The organism is Rothia sp. CCM 9417 (assembly GCF_048513575.1).
Classification (GTDB): domain Bacteria; phylum Actinomycetota; class Actinomycetes; order Actinomycetales; family Micrococcaceae; genus Rothia.
Window position 1 is genome coordinate 727475 of sequence record NZ_JBLXXT010000001.1, and the last position, 18562, is coordinate 746036.

At 58.6% G+C, this 18562-nt stretch carries 18 protein-coding genes; 8 read left to right on the forward strand and 10 right to left on the reverse strand.

Annotated elements, in window-relative coordinates:
- The first annotated feature begins 75 nt into the window (after positions 1-75).
- The gene (dapE, locus tag ACN082_RS03335; RefSeq protein ID WP_419099417.1) at positions 76-1215 is read left to right on the forward strand and encodes a succinyl-diaminopimelate desuccinylase; all 1140 of its coding nucleotides are present in this window, start codon (positions 76-78) and stop codon (positions 1213-1215) included.
- A 258-nt stretch (positions 1216-1473) separates the two neighbouring features.
- Here the strand turns inward: dapE and ACN082_RS03340 are convergent, their stop codons facing one another.
- Genes ACN082_RS03340 through ACN082_RS03355 form a run of 4 tightly spaced genes read right to left on the reverse strand, consistent with a single transcriptional unit; the run spans position 1474 to position 4715 of the window.
- Positions 1474-2394 (reverse strand): amino acid ABC transporter permease, encoded by a 921-nt coding sequence (locus ACN082_RS03340; protein WP_419099418.1) that lies wholly within the window; start codon positions 2392-2394, stop codon positions 1474-1476.
- On the reverse strand, positions 2391-3074 hold the full coding sequence (locus ACN082_RS03345; protein WP_419099419.1) for an amino acid ABC transporter permease: 684 nt from the start codon (positions 3072-3074) through the stop codon (positions 2391-2393). The genes ACN082_RS03340 and ACN082_RS03345 overlap by 4 nt, the downstream gene beginning before the upstream one ends.
- 52 nt (positions 3075-3126) lie before the next feature.
- A complete protein-coding gene (locus ACN082_RS03350; protein ID WP_419099420.1) occupies positions 3127-3975 on the reverse strand; it encodes a glutamate ABC transporter substrate-binding protein in 849 nt (282 codons plus the stop codon).
- A gap of 11 nt (positions 3976-3986) precedes the next feature.
- Positions 3987-4715 (reverse strand): amino acid ABC transporter ATP-binding protein, encoded by a 729-nt coding sequence (locus ACN082_RS03355; RefSeq protein WP_419099454.1) that lies wholly within the window; start codon positions 4713-4715, stop codon positions 3987-3989.
- A gap of 201 nt (positions 4716-4916) precedes the next feature.
- Between ACN082_RS03355 and ACN082_RS03360 the strand changes: the two genes are divergently transcribed.
- From ACN082_RS03360 to ACN082_RS03370, 3 genes are all read left to right on the forward strand, one after another.
- Positions 4917-5273 (forward strand): hypothetical protein, encoded by a 357-nt coding sequence (locus tag ACN082_RS03360; RefSeq protein WP_419099421.1) that lies wholly within the window; start codon positions 4917-4919, stop codon positions 5271-5273.
- 199 nt (positions 5274-5472) lie between these two features.
- The gene (locus ACN082_RS03365) at positions 5473-6573 is read left to right on the forward strand and encodes a hypothetical protein (RefSeq protein WP_419099422.1); all 1101 of its coding nucleotides are present in this window, start codon (positions 5473-5475) and stop codon (positions 6571-6573) included.
- Positions 6574-6699: 126 nt separating this feature from the next.
- Positions 6700-6861 (forward strand): DUF3117 domain-containing protein, encoded by a 162-nt coding sequence (locus ACN082_RS03370; protein ID WP_419099423.1) that lies wholly within the window; start codon positions 6700-6702, stop codon positions 6859-6861.
- A 52-nt stretch (positions 6862-6913) separates the two neighbouring features.
- Here the strand turns inward: ACN082_RS03370 and ACN082_RS03375 are convergent, their stop codons facing one another.
- Complete coding sequence (locus ACN082_RS03375; protein ID WP_419099424.1) at positions 6914-7555, reverse strand: O-methyltransferase; 642 nt, start codon at positions 7553-7555, stop codon at positions 6914-6916.
- Between the two features lie 113 nt (positions 7556-7668).
- Here ACN082_RS03375 and ACN082_RS03380 point away from each other — a divergent pair, with 113 nt between their 5' ends.
- Positions 7669-8034 carry a Sec-independent protein translocase TatB gene (locus ACN082_RS03380; protein WP_419099425.1) on the forward strand — a complete coding sequence of 122 codons (366 nt, stop codon included), beginning with the start codon at positions 7669-7671 and terminating at the stop codon, positions 8032-8034.
- A gap of 111 nt (positions 8035-8145) precedes the next feature.
- Here ACN082_RS03380 and ACN082_RS03385 read toward each other — a convergent pair whose 3' ends face one another.
- The 3 genes from ACN082_RS03385 to ACN082_RS03395 are packed head-to-tail and all read right to left on the reverse strand — an operon-like array spanning position 8146 to position 11287.
- Complete coding sequence (locus tag ACN082_RS03385) at positions 8146-9279, reverse strand: P-loop NTPase (protein WP_419099426.1); 1134 nt, start codon at positions 9277-9279, stop codon at positions 8146-8148.
- 15 nt (positions 9280-9294) lie between these two features.
- Positions 9295-9987, reverse strand: coding sequence for a DUF1003 domain-containing protein (locus ACN082_RS03390; RefSeq protein ID WP_419099427.1), 693 nt, complete (start codon positions 9985-9987; stop codon positions 9295-9297).
- Positions 9980-11287 (reverse strand): magnesium transporter MgtE N-terminal domain-containing protein, encoded by a 1308-nt coding sequence (locus ACN082_RS03395; RefSeq protein ID WP_419099428.1) that lies wholly within the window; start codon positions 11285-11287, stop codon positions 9980-9982. The genes ACN082_RS03390 and ACN082_RS03395 overlap by 8 nt, the downstream gene beginning before the upstream one ends.
- Positions 11288-11463: 176 nt before the next feature.
- Between ACN082_RS03395 and ACN082_RS03400 the strand changes: the two genes are divergently transcribed.
- Positions 11464-12504: a general stress protein gene (locus ACN082_RS03400; RefSeq protein ID WP_419099429.1), complete on the forward strand. Its 1041-nt coding sequence runs from the start codon at positions 11464-11466 to the stop codon at positions 12502-12504.
- Between the two features lie 114 nt (positions 12505-12618).
- On the opposite strand, the gene ACN082_RS03405 is transcribed toward ACN082_RS03400, so the two are convergent.
- Positions 12619-14169, reverse strand: coding sequence for an aminopeptidase P family protein (locus ACN082_RS03405; RefSeq protein WP_419099430.1), 1551 nt, complete (start codon positions 14167-14169; stop codon positions 12619-12621).
- A 136-nt stretch (positions 14170-14305) separates the two neighbouring features.
- Here ACN082_RS03405 and ACN082_RS03410 point away from each other — a divergent pair, with 136 nt between their 5' ends.
- Positions 14306-15154 carry a PHP domain-containing protein gene (locus tag ACN082_RS03410; RefSeq protein WP_419099431.1) on the forward strand — a complete coding sequence of 283 codons (849 nt, stop codon included), beginning with the start codon at positions 14306-14308 and terminating at the stop codon, positions 15152-15154.
- Between the two features lie 52 nt (positions 15155-15206).
- A complete protein-coding gene (locus tag ACN082_RS03415) occupies positions 15207-16640 on the forward strand; it encodes a GuaB1 family IMP dehydrogenase-related protein (protein WP_419099432.1) in 1434 nt (477 codons plus the stop codon).
- A 131-nt stretch (positions 16641-16771) separates the two neighbouring features.
- Here the strand turns inward: ACN082_RS03415 and ACN082_RS03420 are convergent, their stop codons facing one another.
- On the reverse strand, positions 16772-18331 hold the full coding sequence (locus tag ACN082_RS03420) for a DEAD/DEAH box helicase (RefSeq protein ID WP_419099433.1): 1560 nt from the start codon (positions 18329-18331) through the stop codon (positions 16772-16774).
- Positions 18332-18562: the final 231 nt, after the last annotated feature.

Below are 18562 nucleotides of genomic sequence, written 5' to 3' on the forward strand. Positions count from 1 at the left end.
CTCTAGTGTACGAAAAGGGCAGGTGCCCCACGTAATTTGTGCTTAGATGCTGGGACTGCTTGTAATGTAGAGGGCATGAGCACCCACACTGACACCGCCGAATCTTTTGCCCACTTTGGCCCCGCAACCCTTGACCTCACCCAGCCAGTTGAAGATCTCACCGCCGACCTACTCAACATTTTCTCGGTATCGGGCAGCGAAACGCGACTGGCAGATACAGTCGAAGCCGCCCTGAACACCTGTGAGGGACTAGAAATCACCCGCGATGGTGATGCCATCATAGCCCGCACCAACCTGGGGCGGGCCGAACGAATCGTCCTAGCCGGGCACCTGGACACCGTACCCCTGCCAGCCACCGAGGGTTCAGCCGGTACCGTCCCCGCCACCTGGGTCAAGGAAGACGGCGAGCGCCTGCTCTACGGTCGCGGGGCGGTGGATATGAAAGGCGGGGTAGCTGTCCAGCTAGCGCTAGCCGCCAGCCTAGAGAACCCCCGCTACGACATCACCTATGTCTTCTACGACCACGAAGAAGTCGCCTCTGAACTATCTGGCCTGGCCCGGCTCATGCGAAACCACCGTCAACTGCTCACCGATGCCGCTTTTGCGGTGCTGCTGGAACCCACCGACGGAACCATCGAAGGCGGCTGTAACGGCACCATTCGCTTCTGGATCCGCACCGCAGGGTTAGCCGCCCACTCAGGCCGCTCCTGGAAGGGCGTGAACGCTATCCATAAGATGGCCGATGTGCTGGGCCGTCTTGCCGCCTACCAACCTGCCACCTACGAAGTTGAAGGCCTAGCCTACCGAGAGGGCCTGAATGCCGTTCAGATCTCAGGTGGCGTGGCAGGCAACGTTATCCCAGATCAAGCAGGTGTCCATATCAACTACCGCTTTGCCCCCAACAAGACCCTAGATGAAGCTGTTGCCCACCTGCACCAGGTCTTTGAGGGCTACCAACTAGACTTTGTTGATCTGTCATCGGCGGCCCGCCCGGGCTTAGATGCTCCCATGTCACGCTCACTCATTGAGTCCGTTGGGCAGGAGCCCAAGCCCAAGTATGGCTGGACCGATGTAGCCCGCTTTAGCGACATCGGAATCCCAGCAGTCAACTTTGGCCCCGGCGACGCCCTACTGGCCCACACCGATAACGAGCACGTCAAAGCATCAGAGGTAAGAGCCTGCTACCTGGCCTTGCAGAAGTGGCTGAGCGCCTAGCCCGTGCTTTGGGGCGCGGGCATAGCGTCGGCAAGCCTCCCTCTGGCCCGGTTCGCTAGCGCCCACAGGGCGATTCGGGCCAGCCTCCAGCCAGCTTGCCTTACCGCTATGCCCGCACCTCATGGGTGGGCAGATACCCTACTAAGCACCCGACAGTGTGATACCTGCACCAGAGCAAATCTCACAGAAAGAGGCGGGGCCTACCGAGGAGTAACTCGGTAGGCCCCGCCTCTTCAATGCCCTAGGGCTAGCAGAAGACTAGGCCTTGGGGATCTTGAACATCATCTCGGTCTTGGGGCGAGGATCATCGACCTCACCCGGGACACCGTCCGCATGCTTAATATCTACATCCGAATGGGAACTCAGGAACCCTGAGAGCCACTCAGCTAGCAGAGTCAGGGCGAAGTTGATGACCACGAAGATGAGGGCGGCCAGCAGGAGCATTTGCAGGATATTGCCCTCACCAGAGCCGAAGCGGCGGGCAGCCGCTAGAAGCTCGGGGTAGGAAATGATGTAACCCAGAGCGGTATCTTTCAGAATGACCACGAACTGCGAGAGCAACGAGGGCATCATAGCGGTCAGTGCCTGGGGCACTAGAATCAGGGTTAGTACCTTCCAGGGAGTCATACCGATAGCTAGCCCCGCTTCGCCCTGGCCCTTGGGGAGCTGGTGCACACCCGAGCGCAGGAGCTCCGCAATCACCGAGCCGTTGTAGAGGGTAAGCCCCAGAACAACAGCAACGAAGGGGAGCTGGGAAGGCGCTAGGATGTTGAGCTTGCCCAGGAAGAGCCAGAAGAAAATCATCATCATCAGGACCGGGACCGCGCGGAAGAACTCGACCACTACGGTGCCAAAGCCACGAATCAGTTTATTGGGTGATAGGCGGGCCAGACCGAAGAAAAGACCGAACAGCACCGAAGTGATCACTGAGAGCAGGGCTGCGGCTAGGGTTTTGCCGAGCGCGGGCAGAATGTAGTTGGCCCAGAGGTTGCCCGAGAAGAGCGAAGTCCACTTGTCGGCTTCCAACTGGCCCTGGCGGTTCATGACAACCAGGACGTAGGCCAAGCCTGCGGCCAGCAGGACCAGGGCTACAAGGTTGAAAATCTTGGTGCGGGCTCGGGCCTTGGGGCCGGGTACGTCAAAGAGCACCGAGGTTGAGGTCATACGCTTACTGCTCATCGCTTCACCGCCAATCTACGAGAGGCCCAGGTGGTGAGAAGGCCGATGGGGACAACAATAATCACAAAGCCCATAGCAAAGACAAAGAAGATCATGAAGATGAGATCAGAGTTGAACTCGATCATGGATTTCATCATGCCGGAGGCTTCAGCCACCGAAGCCACGGTGGCCACAGTGGTGTTCTTAGCCAGAGCAATCAGGGTGTTACCTAGAGGGGTAATCGACCCGCGAAGAGCCTGGGGGAAGATGATGTAGCGGGCTGTGGGCAAGAAGCCCAGGCCAATAGCGCGGGCGGCTTCTGCCTGCCCCACTGGTACGGTGTTGACGCCGGAGCGGATAGCCTCGCAGACGAAAGCCGCATGGTAGATTGCCAGCACAATAACGGCGTAGATAAAGAAGTTCAGCTCAAACGATGTTGCCAGTGAGAGCTGGAACTGAGTCCACACGCCCAAGATTGCCAGGGTCATCAGAATGGTCAGCGGGGTATTGCGGACCAGGTGCACATAGGCGGTACCTGCCCAGCGCAAAGAAGGCACTGGGGAGATACGCATAAGTGCCAGGAGCGATCCAAGGACAAACGAACCGATCGCTGCCCAGAAGGTCAGCTGTAGGTTGGTCCAGAAAGCTCCGATGACATCGTAGGTGGCAAAGAGCGTGGAGAGCTGTTCAGAGAACGACATGAAAGCCTCCAAATAAAAAGTTTAGTGTGTAAAAGATGGAATAAGCGGTGGGTTACTTAGGTTCAACGGTGGCACAGGAGTCGCCCAGAACCGGAGGGTTCAGCTCGGTATCGTAAGCGTAGCCCGATGCGCCGACATTCTTCTCGAGGGCTTCTTCCCAGGCCCCGGTTTCGACCATCTTGTTGATGGCTGCATTGATTGCGGAGCACTTATCTGAGCCCTTGGGCAGACCAACGCCGTACTTTTCGGTGGAGAAAGTGTTGCCGACCAGCTTGAGCTCGCCCTGGTTAGCCTTGGTGGAGGCCAGACCTGCCAGAATGATGTCGTCGGTGGTGACCGCATCGACCATACCCGCGTTGAGCGCTACCACGCAGTCCGAGTAGGAGTTCTGCTGCACCAGCTGAACGTCCGAGGAGTACTTGTCCTGAATCTTCTTGGCCGAGGTTGACCCGGTGACAGAGCAAAGATTCTTGCCCGAGAGCGACTCAGGCCCGGTGATATCGGTGCTATCGGCCTGCACGAGCAGGTCCTGGCCTGCTACGAAGTAGGGTCCAGCGAAATCAACGGTCTTGATGCGCTTTTCGGTGATGGAGTAGGTCGCAAAAATCATGTCTACCTGGTTGTTAGAGAGCATGTTCTCGCGGTTGGCCGAGGGGGCTTCAACCCACTCAATCTGGTCCTCTGAGTAGCCGAGCTCCTTGGCCACGTAGCGGGCTACGTCGGTATCGAAGCCGGTGTAGTCGCGGCCGTCCTGGTAGCCCAGGCCGGGCTGGTCGTACTTAATGCCGATACGGATGGTGTCCTTGGCATTACTTGAGCCGCAACCGGAGAAAGCCAGGGTTGCGCTAGCTAGGACTGCCGCGCAGGCTACTGCTTTGGCTTTGAGGGTGGATAGCTTCATGGGTGCTCTCCTTAGTGGCCCAGGATCTTACCCAGGAAGTCCTTGGCACGATCGGTCTGGGGGTTGGTGAAGAACTGGTCAGGCCTTGCCTCTTCGAGGATTTCACCGTCGGCCAGGAAAACGATTCGGTCGGCGGCCTTGCGGGCAAAGCCCATTTCGTGGGTTACCACGATCATGGTCATACCTTCTCGGGCCAGGGAGACCATGGTGTCAAGAACTTCGTTGACCATTTCGGGGTCGAGTGCGCTGGTGGGCTCGTCAAAGAGCATGACCTTGGGTTGCATGGCCAATGCACGGGCAATGGCGACGCGCTGCTGCTGGCCGCCGGAGAGCTGGGCCGGCATCTTGGATGCCTGGTTATCGACGCCTACCTTTTTGAGCAGGCTCATGGCAAGTTCTTCGGCTTCTGCCTTGCTCATGCCGCGAACCTTGCGGGGGCCCAAGGTGACGTTTTCAAGAATGGTCTTGTGGGCGAAGAGGTTAAAGGACTGGAAGACCATGCCGACCTCGGCCCGCAGGTTAGCCAGTTCTTTGCCTTCTTCAGGTAGTTTCTTGCCGTCGATGGTGATGGTACCGCTTGAAATGGTTTCGAGGCGGTTGATGGTGCGGCAGAGGGTTGATTTACCCGAACCTGAGGGGCCCAGAAGAATGACCACCTCACCCGCTCCAACAGAAAGATTAATGTCCTTGAGGACGTGGTTCTCACCGTAATACTTATTAACGCCGGTGAGCTGAACCAGTGCATCAGTAGTCACAGAGGTTCCTCCCTTGTGGTGGATATGTGTGCGTGCCGGTAGCATTGAGGTGCTAAAGCACAACCAAAATAGGTGTATGTGCCTTACCTTACCCGTTGGCAGGTAAACAGCTTGTTACACTTTGGGCTACTTTGTGTCGCCCCTGTATCGCTAGTTGCCCATGAGCGGGGTGTATGAGGCAGCCTAATGACGGGGGAAATCTTGAATTATCTGTTGGTGGCAATAACGTTTGTGGTGATCATGGCTGTCTTAGCCGGGTGTGCGGCGATGGGTAGCGACCGCCTGATTCCGGCCCGCAAAACCCTTAACCACATCAGCCAAGACGGAATTGATATTGTTCCCGCCTCTGAGCCGCCGATCATTCTCTCGGACCGACCCGATAGTGCTGAATTGGAGCGTGTAGGTTTTGCGACCTCTATCCTGGGTTATAACCGTGAAGAGGTGGACGGTGTACTGGCCAAAACTATTGAGGAGAACAGGCGGCTTCGTGATCGGCTCGCTCAGCTGAACGGTGAGAGCGCCCCGGTTGATGCCGATGACTAATGGTTCCCTTCACCGTGATATAGGGGCTAGGGTCAGCCTTGGCATAAGCCAGCTATGGTTTGTGGCAGTTAGCCGGTTCGTGCGGTTACCTGCTATGGCTCAGGTGGCTTTGCTCTATGCTGTTAGCCGGGTGTGGTGCTGGTTTGTCTTCAGTCGTGTTGGTTTACACCAGACAGTGAGCCCCTGGAAGAACTCAGCCATGACCTACCTAGAGTATGTCAATATATGGGATGCTGACTGGTATTCCTCTATTGCCGCGACCGGCTACCCCTCACAGCTACCCCTTGATGCTACCGGGCATGTAGCTCAAAATGAGTGGGCCTTCTACCCGCTATACCCCCTCACCGCAGGTACTCTTACCTGGCTGACGGGCTTGGACTACGCTCTAGTGGCTCCGACCCTGTCATTAATCTGCGGTCTGGGCGCATCCTGGTTTATCTACCGACTGTGCATGGTCTCCCTGGGCAACGGGCAGAGTGCCGCTGAGCATAGTAACTTGGATACCCAACACAGCACCGCGCTGTGGGCAAGCGCAGCGGTAAATTTCAGCGCGGTTGCACCGATCCTGCAAACAGGCTATGCCGAAGCTATGGGTCTGCTCTTCTTAGCCTGGGCTCTCTACCTCCTGGTGGAAGGCCGCTACCGCCTGATGCTGATTCCAGCGCTCTGCGCTGCCCTGGCCCGCCCCATCGGCGTACCCTTGGGGGCAGCTGTGGGCCTATGGTGGCTTATGGCCTTCCTGCACCGCCTCAGAAGCGGTCAGAGGGTGTGGCCTACACTCCGAGAGACAGCCACACAACTTGTGTGTGCCCTTGCAGTCTGTGCCTTTGCCTTTATCCACCCTGCCTACGCCTGGGCTGTCACCGGGCGCATAGATGCCTACACCGCAACCGAGGCCGCCTGGCGGGCCGGGGGTGAGGACGTGCTACCGTTCTTGCCCTGGCTGACCCAAAGCCAGCTCTACCTTGGCAGTATTCTGGGGCCGCTTATTCTCTTGGTGCTGATAGCGGGCTTTACCCTGTGCCTGATTGCTCCTAGTACCCGAAAGGTGCTCCACCCAGCGCTTGTGCTCTGGTGTGCCTGCTACGCGGTCTACATGCTGGCCTTCTTTAATCCGCAGTCCTCGACCTTCCGCCTGCTTCTACCGCTTTTCCCGCTCCTGCTCCCTGTGGTGGCACTTTCAGCCTCTCGAGCCTACCGCTGGTTGCTCATGTGTGCGGGGGCGACCCTGCAATTTGGGTGGGTGGGCTGGCTCTGGCACTGGAAACAACTACCCGGTGGAGGGGACTACCCACCCTAAACCTGTAAGTTTGCCTCGCAAAACCACCTTAAATGCTCCGGTAAGCACTACTATTAAAAGAAAGTGAGCCCGGTTGCACCGGTGCCATCCACTCATAGACTAACCTTCCCCAAGGAGAAGACTCCCATGGCAGCTCAAAAACCACGCACCGGAGACGGTCCGCTCGAAATCGTACGTGAGGGCCGTAGCATCGTAATGCGCATCCCCGTTGAAGGCGGCGGGCGCCTGGTCCTTGATATCACTGAAGAAGAGGTAGAGGCTCTCCGGGTGTGCGTAGAGAATTTCTAGACTTCCTGAAAATTTGAATACCTCGGCCCCATCAGCCGAGGTTTCTTTTACCCTATTTCTTGTAGATCAAGTAGAGGCCTGAGCCCACATACAGTAAAGAGACAAAGACGTCCTCGGTGCAGGCCGCTATATCGTGAAGGACAGCTCGTAGGGTAACGGTCACCCCGTCGCGGTCAGTGGGGCTAGCTACAGCACCCCCGGCCAAAGGGTCGTGCAAGATCAGCAGGCCACCGGACGCTAAGAGGGCTAGAGCGTTGAGCACCAGCTGATCTGCCAGTTCAGGACCGGCATCGACCAGAGCCAGGTCGTAGGAGCCGGGGGAGAGCCTGGGGAGTACTTGGAGGGCATCACCGGTAATAACCCGCACACGGTGGCTCTGCTCCAGCCCAGTCGCGGAAAGTAGGGAGCGGACGGCCTGAGAGCGGGTTGCATCAATATCGATAGTGGTCAGCGAAGTCCCAGCGGGTAACCCGCTCAGGAGCGCTGCGGTAGAAACTCCAGCCCCGCACCCAATTTCTACGGTGTGCTGGGCTTTACACGTAGCGGCCAGGATGGTCAAGAGGGCCGCCACAGAGGGCGCGACGGGGGCAGCATCAAGCCGCTCGGCCTGCTCTCGGGCAAGCTCAAGGACCGGCACCTCACGTGGGAACTCTTCGGCATAGACCCAATTCCGGGCCAGATCATGTGACTTCATAAAAACAACTACCCGCCTTCGACCTGCAAAAACAATAATGATACTGGGAACATCTTATTCAATAGAAGCTGTTTTATGGGCGTTCGACCAGCCTAAGCTGGTAATCTCTAGGTGTGTTTGGAATTAGTGGTCTTGAATTTATTTTTCTTGCAGTCCTGGTGTTTTTTGTCATCGGGCCAGAACGCATGCCCGAATATGCCCAGCAGCTCAAAGATTTCATTAAGTACGTGCGCCGTATGGCCTTCGAGGCTAAGGACGACCTCAAAGAGACCCTGGGCCCTGGCCTAGATGACATCAACTGGCGTCAGTACGACCCCCGCCAGTATGACCCTCGCGTGATTGTGCGTGAGGCTTTCGCAGAAGATGAGGAAGAACGCCGCCAGCAACTAGAGGAAAAAGCTCAGGCTGCTCCCGCGCTTTCTGTGACCTCTCGCTTACCACGGGGGGCATGGGCACCTTTTGATACTGAAGCCACCTAAAAAGAGGCGCCTTAGCGAGCAGCTGGGAGCGGGCAAACAAGTAGAGGGAACCGGCCAATAGGGCCAGTTCCCTCTATTCCTTTAAAGGGCGTAAGGACAGATGGGCAACTTTTAGAGGTTCACGGGAAGAGACTGCCCAGCTAGGCCGCGTGGGCGGTGGGTAATATGGTGAGCTACCTGGGTCAATACCTGTGCCGCTGAGGTTTCGGGAGCGCCCCAGACAAGGGGGGTGCCAGCGTCGCCACCCTGGCGCAGGGCTAGCTCAAGAGGAACAGAACCCAGCAGGGGAACTTCATAGCCCAGCGCCTGGCTGAGCGACTGGGTCAGCTGAGCACCGCCACCCTCACCGAAGAGGGGCAGGGTAGTACCGTCCGGAAGCTGCATGGCCGCCATGTTTTCAAGCACACCCACCAGCTTCTGCTCGGTTTGGATGCTCAAAGTTCCTGCCCGCTGGGCAACGTCCACGGCGGCTAGCTGGGGAGTAGAAACGAGTAGAATCTCTGCCTGGGGCAGGAGCTGGGCCATGGAAATAGCAATGTCGCCCGTGCCGGGAGGCAAATCGAGCAAGAGCACATCAATCTGCCCAAAATGCACGTCTGTCAAAAACTGTTCAAGAGCGCGGTGGAGCATGGGGCCACGCCAGGCAACCGGCTGGTCAGGCTTCACAAACATACCAATGGAGATGACCTTTATGGCACCCTTGCCCTTGGGCGCCTCCACTACGGGTGGCAGAATCATATCGTCCATACGGGTAGGGCCTTCGGTAATCCCCAGCAAACCGGGTATAGAGAAGCCGTGCACATCGGCATCAATGATTCCTACAGTCATACCGGCAGACGCGCAGGCAGCGGCCAGGTTGGCCGTAACCGAGGACTTACCCACCCCGCCCTTACCACTGGCAATTGCGTAGACCCGGGTGAGGGAACCTGGCTGAGTGAAAGGGTTCTGCCGGGTATGCCCCAGCTTCTGCCGCAGTTCAGCCCGCTGTTCTGGGGTCATATAGCCAACGGTCAGGTCAATATCTTGGACCTCGTCGAGGGCGCTGACGGCTGTTCGCACGTCCTTTTCAATGGTGCCGCGAAGCGGGCACCCCTCTATAGTGAGCAGGATAGAGATGCTTGCGGTCGAACCTACCAGTTCAGCCCGCTCCACCATACCCAGCTCTGTGATGGGTAGCCGTAACTCGGGATCAATAACGGTGGCAAGGACAGCTTCGAGCCGCTCATTTTCAGGAGTTTTTTGCATGAGAGAGAAGACCGCCTACTCAAAGGTACGGTCGATATCCTTTACCATCTTCTTTTTTCGGACCTTAGGATCATCTTCACTTTCTACCGCAAGCACACTGCCTGCGGCTGGGGAGGTTGTGAAGCTGGAGCTATGAGGGTCATCTGCCCTGGTGCGGCTGAGAGAGGCAAGATGCTCTGCCCGAGTAAAGAGTTCCTCCTGCCGGCGCTGAACCTCCTGCAACTCCTCCATGATGTCGCGTATTTCGCCGCGGACAAAGTCACGGGTGGCTACCTCACGCAGAGTAATACGCAAAGAAGCGATTTCGCGGGTCAGGTACTCGGTCTCTTCAAGGTTGCGCTGATCACGCTGGCGGTCCTGGCGGGCTACCACGCGGTCACGGTCATCCTGCCGGTTCTGTGCCAGCAGAAGCAGGGGAGCGGCGTAGGAGGCCTGCAAGGACAGCATAAGGGTCAAGAGAGTGAAGTTAAGCGAACGTGGGTCAAACTGCATCTCTTCGGGAGCTAGGGTGTTCCAGCCTAACCAGATGGCACAGAATACAGTCATCCACAGCAGAAACTGCGGAGTCCCCATAAAGCGTGCAATTTTCTCTGTCATCTGCCCAAAGGCATCGGGGTCAGGGTTGAACTGAAAGAGCGGACGGCGTTTCTTGTTCTGAGGGGTTCCTAGTGCCTGGGCTCTTTCATCGCGTTCGCGGGCATCACTCAAATCGGCGACCTACCTTTCTAATCGGGGTGCCATCATCATAGGTGCGCCAATCATCGGGCAAGATCTCATCGAGAACGTCATCGACGGTGACAGCGCCCACCAGCCGGTCATGGTCGTTGATGACTGGGACGATGGTGAGGTCGTAGGTGGCAAGAATACGGGTTACCTCTTCGATACTGGCAGCATCGGTAACCGGTTCAATAGAGGTATCTATAATGTTACCCACCTGTTCGCTGGGAGAGTGGCGCAGTAGACGTTGCATGTGCACAATCCCCAGGTAGCGACCGGTGGGGGTTTCAAGGGGTGGGCGAGCGACCATTACAGCAGCGGCCATAGCAGGTGAGATCTCCTCCTGCCGGATATGAGCCAGAGCCTCGGCCACGGTCGCTTCGGGGGAGAGAATGATGGGGACCGGGTTCATGAGTGAGCCGGCGGTACCTTCGTCGTATTCGAGTAGGCGGCGCACGTCATCGGAATCATCGGGGTCCATAAGTGTCAGGAGCTCTTCGCGCTGGGTGTCTGAGAGCTCTCCTAGTAGGTCAGCCGCGTCATCGGGCTCCATCTCTTCGAGCACATTGACGGCGCGCTCAACTTCCAGGTTCGAGAGAATCTGAACCTGATCCTCTTCGGGGAGCTCCTGGAGGACATCCGCCAGGCGCTCATCCTGGAGTTCCTGGGCGACCTCCACCATGCGTTTGTCGGGCATTTCGTGGATAGCGTCTGCCAGGTCAGCGGGGTTAGAATCTTCGTGGCTGGCCACAAAGGCTGTGGCCGCCTGGGGCTCAACATCGGTGGAGAGGATAGCCTCGTGCCAGTCAATAATCAGGGTTTCTTTACGGCGGCGCATCAGACCGCTGTTGCCGCGTGAGATAAAGAGCTCGGAAATGAACCAGTCTCCATTGCGGCGCTGTTCCATGGCAACGTCTTCAATCTGAGCCATGCCGGAGCCGTCACGCAACTGAACCTTACGGTCAAAAATCTCGCCCACAACCAGGGCCTCTGAGCCGCGCTGTTCAAAACGGCGCAGGTTAACCAGGCCCGTCAGAATAATCTGAGTGGAGTCAATGCTGGTTACGCGGGTCATAGGCACAAAAATGCGTTTCTTACCCAGAATCTCAATGACGATACCCACCACAACGGGTTCCTTGAGCTTGGCAAGTGAAGCAACCGCTGAAAACTGGGTGAAGCCGCTTTTGAGCACGACAACATCGCGCAAACGGCCAAGCCGGTCACCGTGGGGGTCAAAGACATCGAGACCTAGTAGGCGGGCAATAAAAATTTTGTTTGGTACGCTACTCACTCTTTCCAGGGTACTCGCCTTGCAGGGGCGCTGCCATGCTTATCTGCGGATATACCCGGAAAATAGGCGCAAACTTACACTGCCCAAGGCTCCTGGGCCGGCTAGCTAGTTCACCTGTGGCGATAACAGGGCGCGCTCCCAGCTAACTCTCGACAAACTAGTCAAAAATAGGGGTTATGGATCAACTCAACGTACCTCCTGCACTGTCTTTGTCCGATGGCGCTTCCCTACCTCCCGGTGAACTGGTCGCCACTTTCAATAACCGCAAGGAACTCAACCGCGCTCTCGAATTCCTGGCCAGCCAGAAGTTCCCCGTTCACTCTCTCTACGTGGTGGGGCATGAGGTCCGACAGGTTGATTACATTACAGGGCAGGCTACCTATCCCCGTGCCGCTCTAGGCGGCGCCGTTCAGGGTGTGGGCCTGGGCGCGCTGGTGGGCTTCTTCAACGCTTTTGTTACCAACACCTCGATCCTGGCAAACCTGCTCAGCATCGTGCCTCTGGCTATTGCCTTTTGCATGATTTACTCCGTTGTCGTGGCGGCTCGAGCCAAGGGGCGCGGGATCCGTACCCGCACTCAGATGCTACCGGCCCGCCTTGACCTGATGGCTATCCCGGCTACAGCCCAGGCTGCCCGGAACCTGCTTCGCGTGTCCGTTCAGCCCGCCCCCCAGTCTGCTGGCCAGCCCCAGGCACCGCGCACCGAGGCCCCCGGACAGAACCAGAACCAACCCGGACAGAACTTACCGCCCTCCCAGCCTGTGCAAGGCCCCAGCCCCCAGCAGAGCGCCAGCCCTGCACCATCTGCGCCTCAGCACCAGCCCGGCCCCCAATGGTTTGATCCTCACCAGCCCCTTCCACCCCACCAGACAGAACCCCAGCCTTTCTTGCCCGGTTTCAACCCTGCAGATCAGGCACAGCAGGGCTCCGCTACCCCCGAGCAACCCGCTCAGCCGGTCTTCACACCCCCGGCCCAGACCAAGTCGGACGGCACCAAAGCCGCCAGCAAGTACGGCCTGCGGGTTGAAACCCCCGAAGAATTCGAGGCAGCTATCCGCAAGACACCCACCGCAGACACCTCTGTTAACGAGCGTATCGAGCAGATTCGTACCGAGCAGAGTGAACAGCGCTACGGACTGCGGGTTGAAACTCCCGAAGAGTTCGAAGCCGCCATCCGCCGGGAACCGGAGCAGGACAGCAAAGCGTCACAAGACTAAGTAGCCCCGAGTCTGCTACCGGAAGGCAAAGAATAAAGCCCCTGCTAGATCCTCAAGATGGAGCTAGCAGGGGCTTTTGCCCTGGCGGACTCTTAGAAGCAGCCCGGAGGGTTCCTAGCGGGAAATCTCAGCCATCCAGGCCTCAATGCCCTCAACGGTGCGGGGCAGGGCGGCAGAGAGGTTTTCGTTACCGTCTTCGGTAATGAGCACATCATCCTCAATACGGATACCGATACCGCGTAGTTCCTCGGGAATCAGCAGATCCTCTTCCTTGAAGTAAAGGCCCGGCTCAATGGTGAAGACCATGCCCGGCTCAATCACACCATCCATGTAGAGCTCCTTCTTGGCCTGAGCACAGTCATGCACGTCAAGGCCGAGGTGGTGGCTGGTACCGTGGGGCATCCAGCGGCGGTGGTGCCCACCCTCATCAGACAGAGAAACCTCAGCAGCAACCGGGAGCAGGCCCCATTCGTGCAGGCGGGTTGCCAGAACCTGCATGGCGGCATCGTGAACTTCATGGAACTTACGGCCCGGAACAGCCGCCTTAAAGGCCGCATCGGCGGCTTCAAGAACAATCCTGTAGGCCCTAGCCTGTACCTCACTGAACTTGCCGTTGACCGGGAAAGTACGGGTGATGTCGGCGGTATAGAGGGTATCGTCTTCCACCCCGGCATCGACCAGCATAAGCTTGCCCTCTTCCACCGGCCCGTTGTTAGAAATCCAGTGCAAAATGGTGGCATTGTTACCGCAGGCCGCGATAGTGTCATAGCCTAGGTCATTGCCCTCAATCCTGGCCTGGGAGAAAAAGGCGGTCTCAACCACCCGTTCACCGCGCCGGTGGGCAAGAGCGGCAGGCAGCGAACGGATAACCTCAGCAAAACCATCGATGGTCAAATCGACCGAACGGCGCAGGTTCTCTACCTCAAGCTCATCCTTGACCAGGCGCGCCTGGGAGAGAGCCTCAGTCAGCGCCGCATCGAGCTTGTCGGACTCTTCTAAATCAACGGCGGTGTTGTAACGAGAGGTATCGACCAGGGCATCAACATTCAGGTCAACATCGCGTACTAGGCGGATCCTGATACCGCCCAGAGCCTGCGGCCCGGCGTTCTTGGTAATAGCGACTTCAAGCTCGGACAGATCAGCGGTGCGGATACCGTACTCGGCACCCAGAGACTCCAGGGTAGGGCGGGGGCCAATCCAGAACTCACCGTAGCGGGGGTCGCGGTAAAACATCTCGGTGTCCCGACCAGCTAAGGGGCGAAAATACAGGGTAACCTCGTGATTCGACCCCTGATCGCCGCTGCCTTCCTCAACTGGCTCGTAGACCAGCACAGCATCGGGCTCATGGTCCACACCCAGGCCGGTCTGGTGGGCAAAAGCGGAGTGCGGACGGAAGCGGTAGTCGGTGTCGTTTGAACGGACCTTAAGAGGGCCAGCGGGGATTACCAGGCGCTCGCCGGGGAAGAGCTTGGACAGAGCGGCGCGGCGGGTAGCGGCAAAATCAGCAGCGCGGGCGCGAGCAGGCAGGTCGCCGTTGGTCGGCGCCCAGTGAGCGGCCATAAATTCGGTAAAAGCTCTTGAACGGGGAGCTGCTGACCGGTTGGTGACGCGCTCTTCGATGGGCTGGTCATCACCGGGGGTGGGGGTCTTATCCTGTGTTGTCATACACACCAGTGTAGTGAGGGCGGTCAAGTACCGTCTAGCAGGGCGGGGCCGCACACAGAGGTAGCAACCCGCTGCTCCCTGCAGACTTAGCCAAGCTCATACCCTGACCAAGCTGTTGGCCCTGTAATCTAGGGGTATGTATGACCTGCACACCCATTCCTGCACTTCCGATGGCACCCAGCCCGTAGCCGAGCTGGTTGCTGAAGTAGCCGCGCTCGGTCTGACCGGCTTTGCCCTGACCGACCACGACACCACCGCTGGGTGGAGCCTGGCGCAGGCGGAAGCGGACAAATGGGGCCTAGATTTTGTGCCCGGTATGGAAATCTCCTGTTCAGCGCAGGGCGTGAGCGTCCACCTGCTGTGCTACCTGCACGACCCCCACCACGAAGGCCTGTGCGCGGAGATGGAACGATCCAGGGTCGCCCGCCGGAGCAGGGCTCAGCGCATGGTGGAGCGCCTGAGCGAAGACTACCCGCTGACCTGGGATACCGTACAGGAACACGTGCATCAGGGGGCTACCGTAGGCCGCCCCCATATTGCCGATGCGCTGGTAGCTATCGGTGCGGTCACCACACGAACCGAAGCCTTCCAGCGGGTGCTCACCCCAAGTTCCCCCTACTACATTCCCCACTACGCGGTAGACCCGGTAGAGGCCGTCCAACTGGTACGCCAGGCCGGGGGGGTCCCCGTTATGGCCCACCCCAGGGCACCTTCACGGGGCCGCCTAGCCAGTGATGAGACTATCTACGCCATGATTGATGCTGGCTTAGCTGGTGTTGAGGTCTACCACCGGGACAACCCACCCGAAGGTCGTCAGTGGCTACTGGATCTAGCCTCCCGCCATGACCTGCTGGTGACCGGCTCATCGGACTATCACGGTGCCGGTAAACCCAACCTTTTGGGAGAAAACACCACGGACCCGCAAACCGTAGCCGCCCTGCGCGCCCAGGCTGGCTCTCACCAGAAATTGGGGGAGCAGGTCTAAGCCCCCAGCTAATTCCCGCCGGTCTGTGTGCTCAACCACATAGACTAGAACCATGAAGTTCCTCAACGACACCAAGCCCACCACAGACCTCACCTACAACGATGTATTCATGGTTCCCTCGCCTTCCTCGGTTGGCTCCCGCATGGGAGTTGACCTGCGAACAGCAGATGGAACGGGCACCACCATCCCTCTGGTCATCGCCAATATGACCGCCGTATCGGGTCGCCGTATGGCTGAGACTGTTGCCCGGCGCGGGGGTATCGCCATTATTCCGCAGGATGTTCCGACCGATATCGTTGCCGAAACCATCAGGCGGGTCAAAAGCTCCCACCTGGTGTTCGATACTCCTATCACAGTCAAACCCCACCACACCGCAGGCTACGTTCGTCACCTGATTCCCAAGCGTGCTCACGGTGCTGCAATTGTGGTCGAGGATGACCGACCCGTCGGCATCATTACTCCTAAAGATATGCGCGGAGCCGATAATTTTGACCAGGTCCAAGACCTGATGAGCACCGAGCTACTGACCCTGAACCACAGCGTCACACCCCGCGAAGCCTTTGACATTCTCTACGAGCACTCCCGCAAGATCGCGCCCGTGGTTGATGAAGCTGGTCTACTGGTTGGTGTGCTGACCCGGTCAGCGGCTCTGCGTGCTAGCCTCTACACACCGGCCACCGACCAAGCTGGCTGCCTGCGTATTGGGGTGGCTATCGGTATTAACGGTGACATCGCCGGTCGTGCGGAAAGCCTGCTTCAAGCCGGTGCTGATGTGCTGGTGATTGATACCGCCCACGGCCACCAGGACACCATGATTGAGGCCCTCAAAAAGGTTCGTTCCCTCAACCCCTCTATCCCAATCGCCGCCGGTAACGTGGTCACGGCGCAGGGGGTGCGTGACCTGGCTGAAGCCGGTGCAGATATTATCAAGGTCGGTGTTGGCCCCGGTGCCATGTGCACCACCCGCATGCAAACCGGCGTGGGCCGCCCCCAATTCTCTGCCGTGCTTGAGTGTGCCCAAGAGGCTAGGAAGCTGGGTGTGCATGTCTGGGCCGACGGTGGTATCAAAGACCCCCGTGACGTTGCCCTTGCCCTAGCTGCCGGCGCATCCAATGTAATGATTGGCTCCTGGTTTGCCGGTACCCACGAATCGCCCGGGGATGTCCTCCAGGACTCCGAGGGCCGCCTCTACAAGGAAAGCTTCGGTATGGCCTCTCGCCGAGCGGTCATCAACCGTAACTCAAAGACCGAAGCCTTTGAAAAAGCCCGCCGCGAAATGTTCGAAGAGGGCATCTCTACCGCTCGCATCTACCTGCCTGAGGGCAGGGGCGGGGTGGAGGACCAGATTGATTCAATTATCTCCGGCGTGCGCTCAGCTTTCACCTACGCCGGGGCTTCCAGCATTGAAGAGTTCAGCGAACGGGCCGTGGTAGGTATTCAGTCAGCCGCAGGCTACGCGGAGGGTCAAGCCCGCGCTACCCGCTAAGCACAGCCACCGGGAGGTCATGAACTCATCCCCGAGCTGAAGCCCGGTGCCCAACAACAAGAATGACCCCCTCCACAAGGGAGGGGGTCATTTCTGCCTGTGAGGAGCGCTAGGGGTAAACCAGCGCGACCTTAGCCTTCGCCGCCCTCTACCCGGCGGGTACGGCGGCGGCGACGGGGCCTAGTCGCCGCATTAGCGCCCTCAGCGGGCTGCCCACCCTCAGAACTAGGGCGACGGCTAGAGGCAGGCTTGCTATCGCCCTGAGAGGATGAACGGCGCTCACCGTTACGGCCACCCCGGCGCTCTGCCGAGCGTGATCCATTGCGGTTCTCACCGCGGCCACGGCGGTCCTGCCCGCCCTTAGCAGGGCGTGAGCCAGCGGACTGGCGACGACCTGGCTCCTGCCCACCAAAATCCTCGGCCGCCTCAGCCTCAAGACCGGCAGCGGTGCGCTCTTCCTTGGGCAGACGGCCCTTGGTGCCCTTGGGGATACCAAGATCTGCAAAGAGGTGGGGAGAGGAAGAATAGGTTTCCACCGGCTCATCAACACCCAGCTCCAAAGCCTTGTTAATAAGCTTCCAGCGGGGAATATCTTCCCAATCCACCAGGGTGATAGCGGTACCCAGCTTCTCTGCGCGACCGGTGCGGCCTACACGGTGCAGGTAGGTCTTCTCGTCCTCGGGGCACTGGTAGTTAATGACGTGGGTGACATCTTCAACGTCGATACCTCGGGCGGCAACATCGGTAGCGACCAGGATATCGACCTTACCGTTGCGAAAAGCACGCAGAGCCTGCTCGCGGGCACCCTGGTTGAGGTCACCGTGGATAGCTCCAGCGGCAAAACCGCGTGACTGAAGCTCATCGGAGAGCTTGGCAGCAGAACGCTTGGTCTTGGTGAAAATAACGGTACGGCCACGGCCTTCCGCGCGCAGGACCCGGCTGACCAGCTCGTCCTTATCGAGCGGGTGGGCACGGTAGATGACCTGGCGGATAGATGCCTTGGTCATGGTCTCTTCTTCGCCGGACTCGGCGCGAATGTGCATGGGCTGGCGCATGTAGCGCCGGGCCATAGTCAGCACGGGACCGGGCATGGTTGCCGAGAAGAGCATGGTCTGGCGGACCTCTGGTACAGCAGAGAGCAGGCGCTCCACATCGGGCAGGAATCCTAAGTCCAGCATCTCATCAGCCTCATCGAGCACAACTATCTTGACCTGGCTCAGATTCAGGTGGTGCTGGCGGTGCAAGTCGATGAGACGGCCGGGTGTGCCCACGACCAGCTCAACGCCGTCGGTGAGTTCCTTAATCTGGGATTCGTAGGGGCGGCCGCCGTAGAGGGTCGCTACTCGCACACCGGTTTTATCGGCGGCTACCGACAGGTCACTACCTACCTGGATTGCGAGTTCACGGGTGGGAACAATAATCAGGGCCTGGGGTGCGCCGGGCACCTTGACTTGCCCCCACTCATCAGACTTGGGGCCAATAACGGTCTGTAGAGCGGGCAACCCAAAGCCCAGGGTCTTACCGGTACCGGTCTTAGCCTGGCCGATAATATCCTGGCCTGCCAATGCGATAGGCAGGGTCAGGGCCTGAATGGGGAAGGGGCTGGTGATGCCTTGGGCCGCGAGCGCATCGGAGATGTCCTGACGAACACCGTAGTCGGCAAATGTTGATGGGGTTTGGTGGTCTGTCACGACTCGTTGTCCTTTGATGTGGCCCAGTCATGGGCAAACGGGGGAGCCGATCGCGGGTTTATCGTGCAGGTGTGAGCCCTATCGACCACATGAGGAACCCCGTAAGAGAACCGGTGGGAGAGCTAATAAGCCAAATGAAAAGTTATATTGTACGACCGGGCAACCAATAACATGCACCATTCTACCGTCTCCGGCATAAAAATGAAGAGAGGGCCGGCCCCGGGTGCCCCC

Bases quoted from the DNA above. Each gene is read 5' to 3' on its own strand.
- dapE (WP_419099417.1), top strand. From the start codon at position 76: ATGAGCACCCACACTGACACCGCCGAATCTTTTGCCCACTTTGGCCCC.
- ACN082_RS03340 (WP_419099418.1), bottom strand. From the start codon at position 2,394: ATGAGCAGTAAGCGTATGACCTCAACCTCGGTGCTCTTTGACGTACCC.
- ACN082_RS03345 (WP_419099419.1), bottom strand. From the start codon at position 3,074: ATGTCGTTCTCTGAACAGCTCTCCACGCTCTTTGCCACCTACGATGTC.
- ACN082_RS03350 (WP_419099420.1), bottom strand. From the start codon at position 3,975: ATGAAGCTATCCACCCTCAAAGCCAAAGCAGTAGCCTGCGCGGCAGTC.
- ACN082_RS03360 (WP_419099421.1), top strand. From the start codon at position 4,917: ATGACGGGGGAAATCTTGAATTATCTGTTGGTGGCAATAACGTTTGTG.
- ACN082_RS03365 (WP_419099422.1), top strand. From the start codon at position 5,473: ATGACCTACCTAGAGTATGTCAATATATGGGATGCTGACTGGTATTCC.
- ACN082_RS03370 (WP_419099423.1), top strand. From the start codon at position 6,700: ATGGCAGCTCAAAAACCACGCACCGGAGACGGTCCGCTCGAAATCGTA.
- ACN082_RS03375 (WP_419099424.1), bottom strand. From the start codon at position 7,555: ATGAAGTCACATGATCTGGCCCGGAATTGGGTCTATGCCGAAGAGTTC.
- ACN082_RS03385 (WP_419099426.1), bottom strand. From the start codon at position 9,279: ATGCAAAAAACTCCTGAAAATGAGCGGCTCGAAGCTGTCCTTGCCACC.
- ACN082_RS03400 (WP_419099429.1), top strand. From the start codon at position 11,464: ATGGATCAACTCAACGTACCTCCTGCACTGTCTTTGTCCGATGGCGCT.
- ACN082_RS03405 (WP_419099430.1), bottom strand. From the start codon at position 14,169: ATGACAACACAGGATAAGACCCCCACCCCCGGTGATGACCAGCCCATC.
- ACN082_RS03410 (WP_419099431.1), top strand. From the start codon at position 14,306: ATGTATGACCTGCACACCCATTCCTGCACTTCCGATGGCACCCAGCCC.
- ACN082_RS03415 (WP_419099432.1), top strand. From the start codon at position 15,207: ATGAAGTTCCTCAACGACACCAAGCCCACCACAGACCTCACCTACAAC.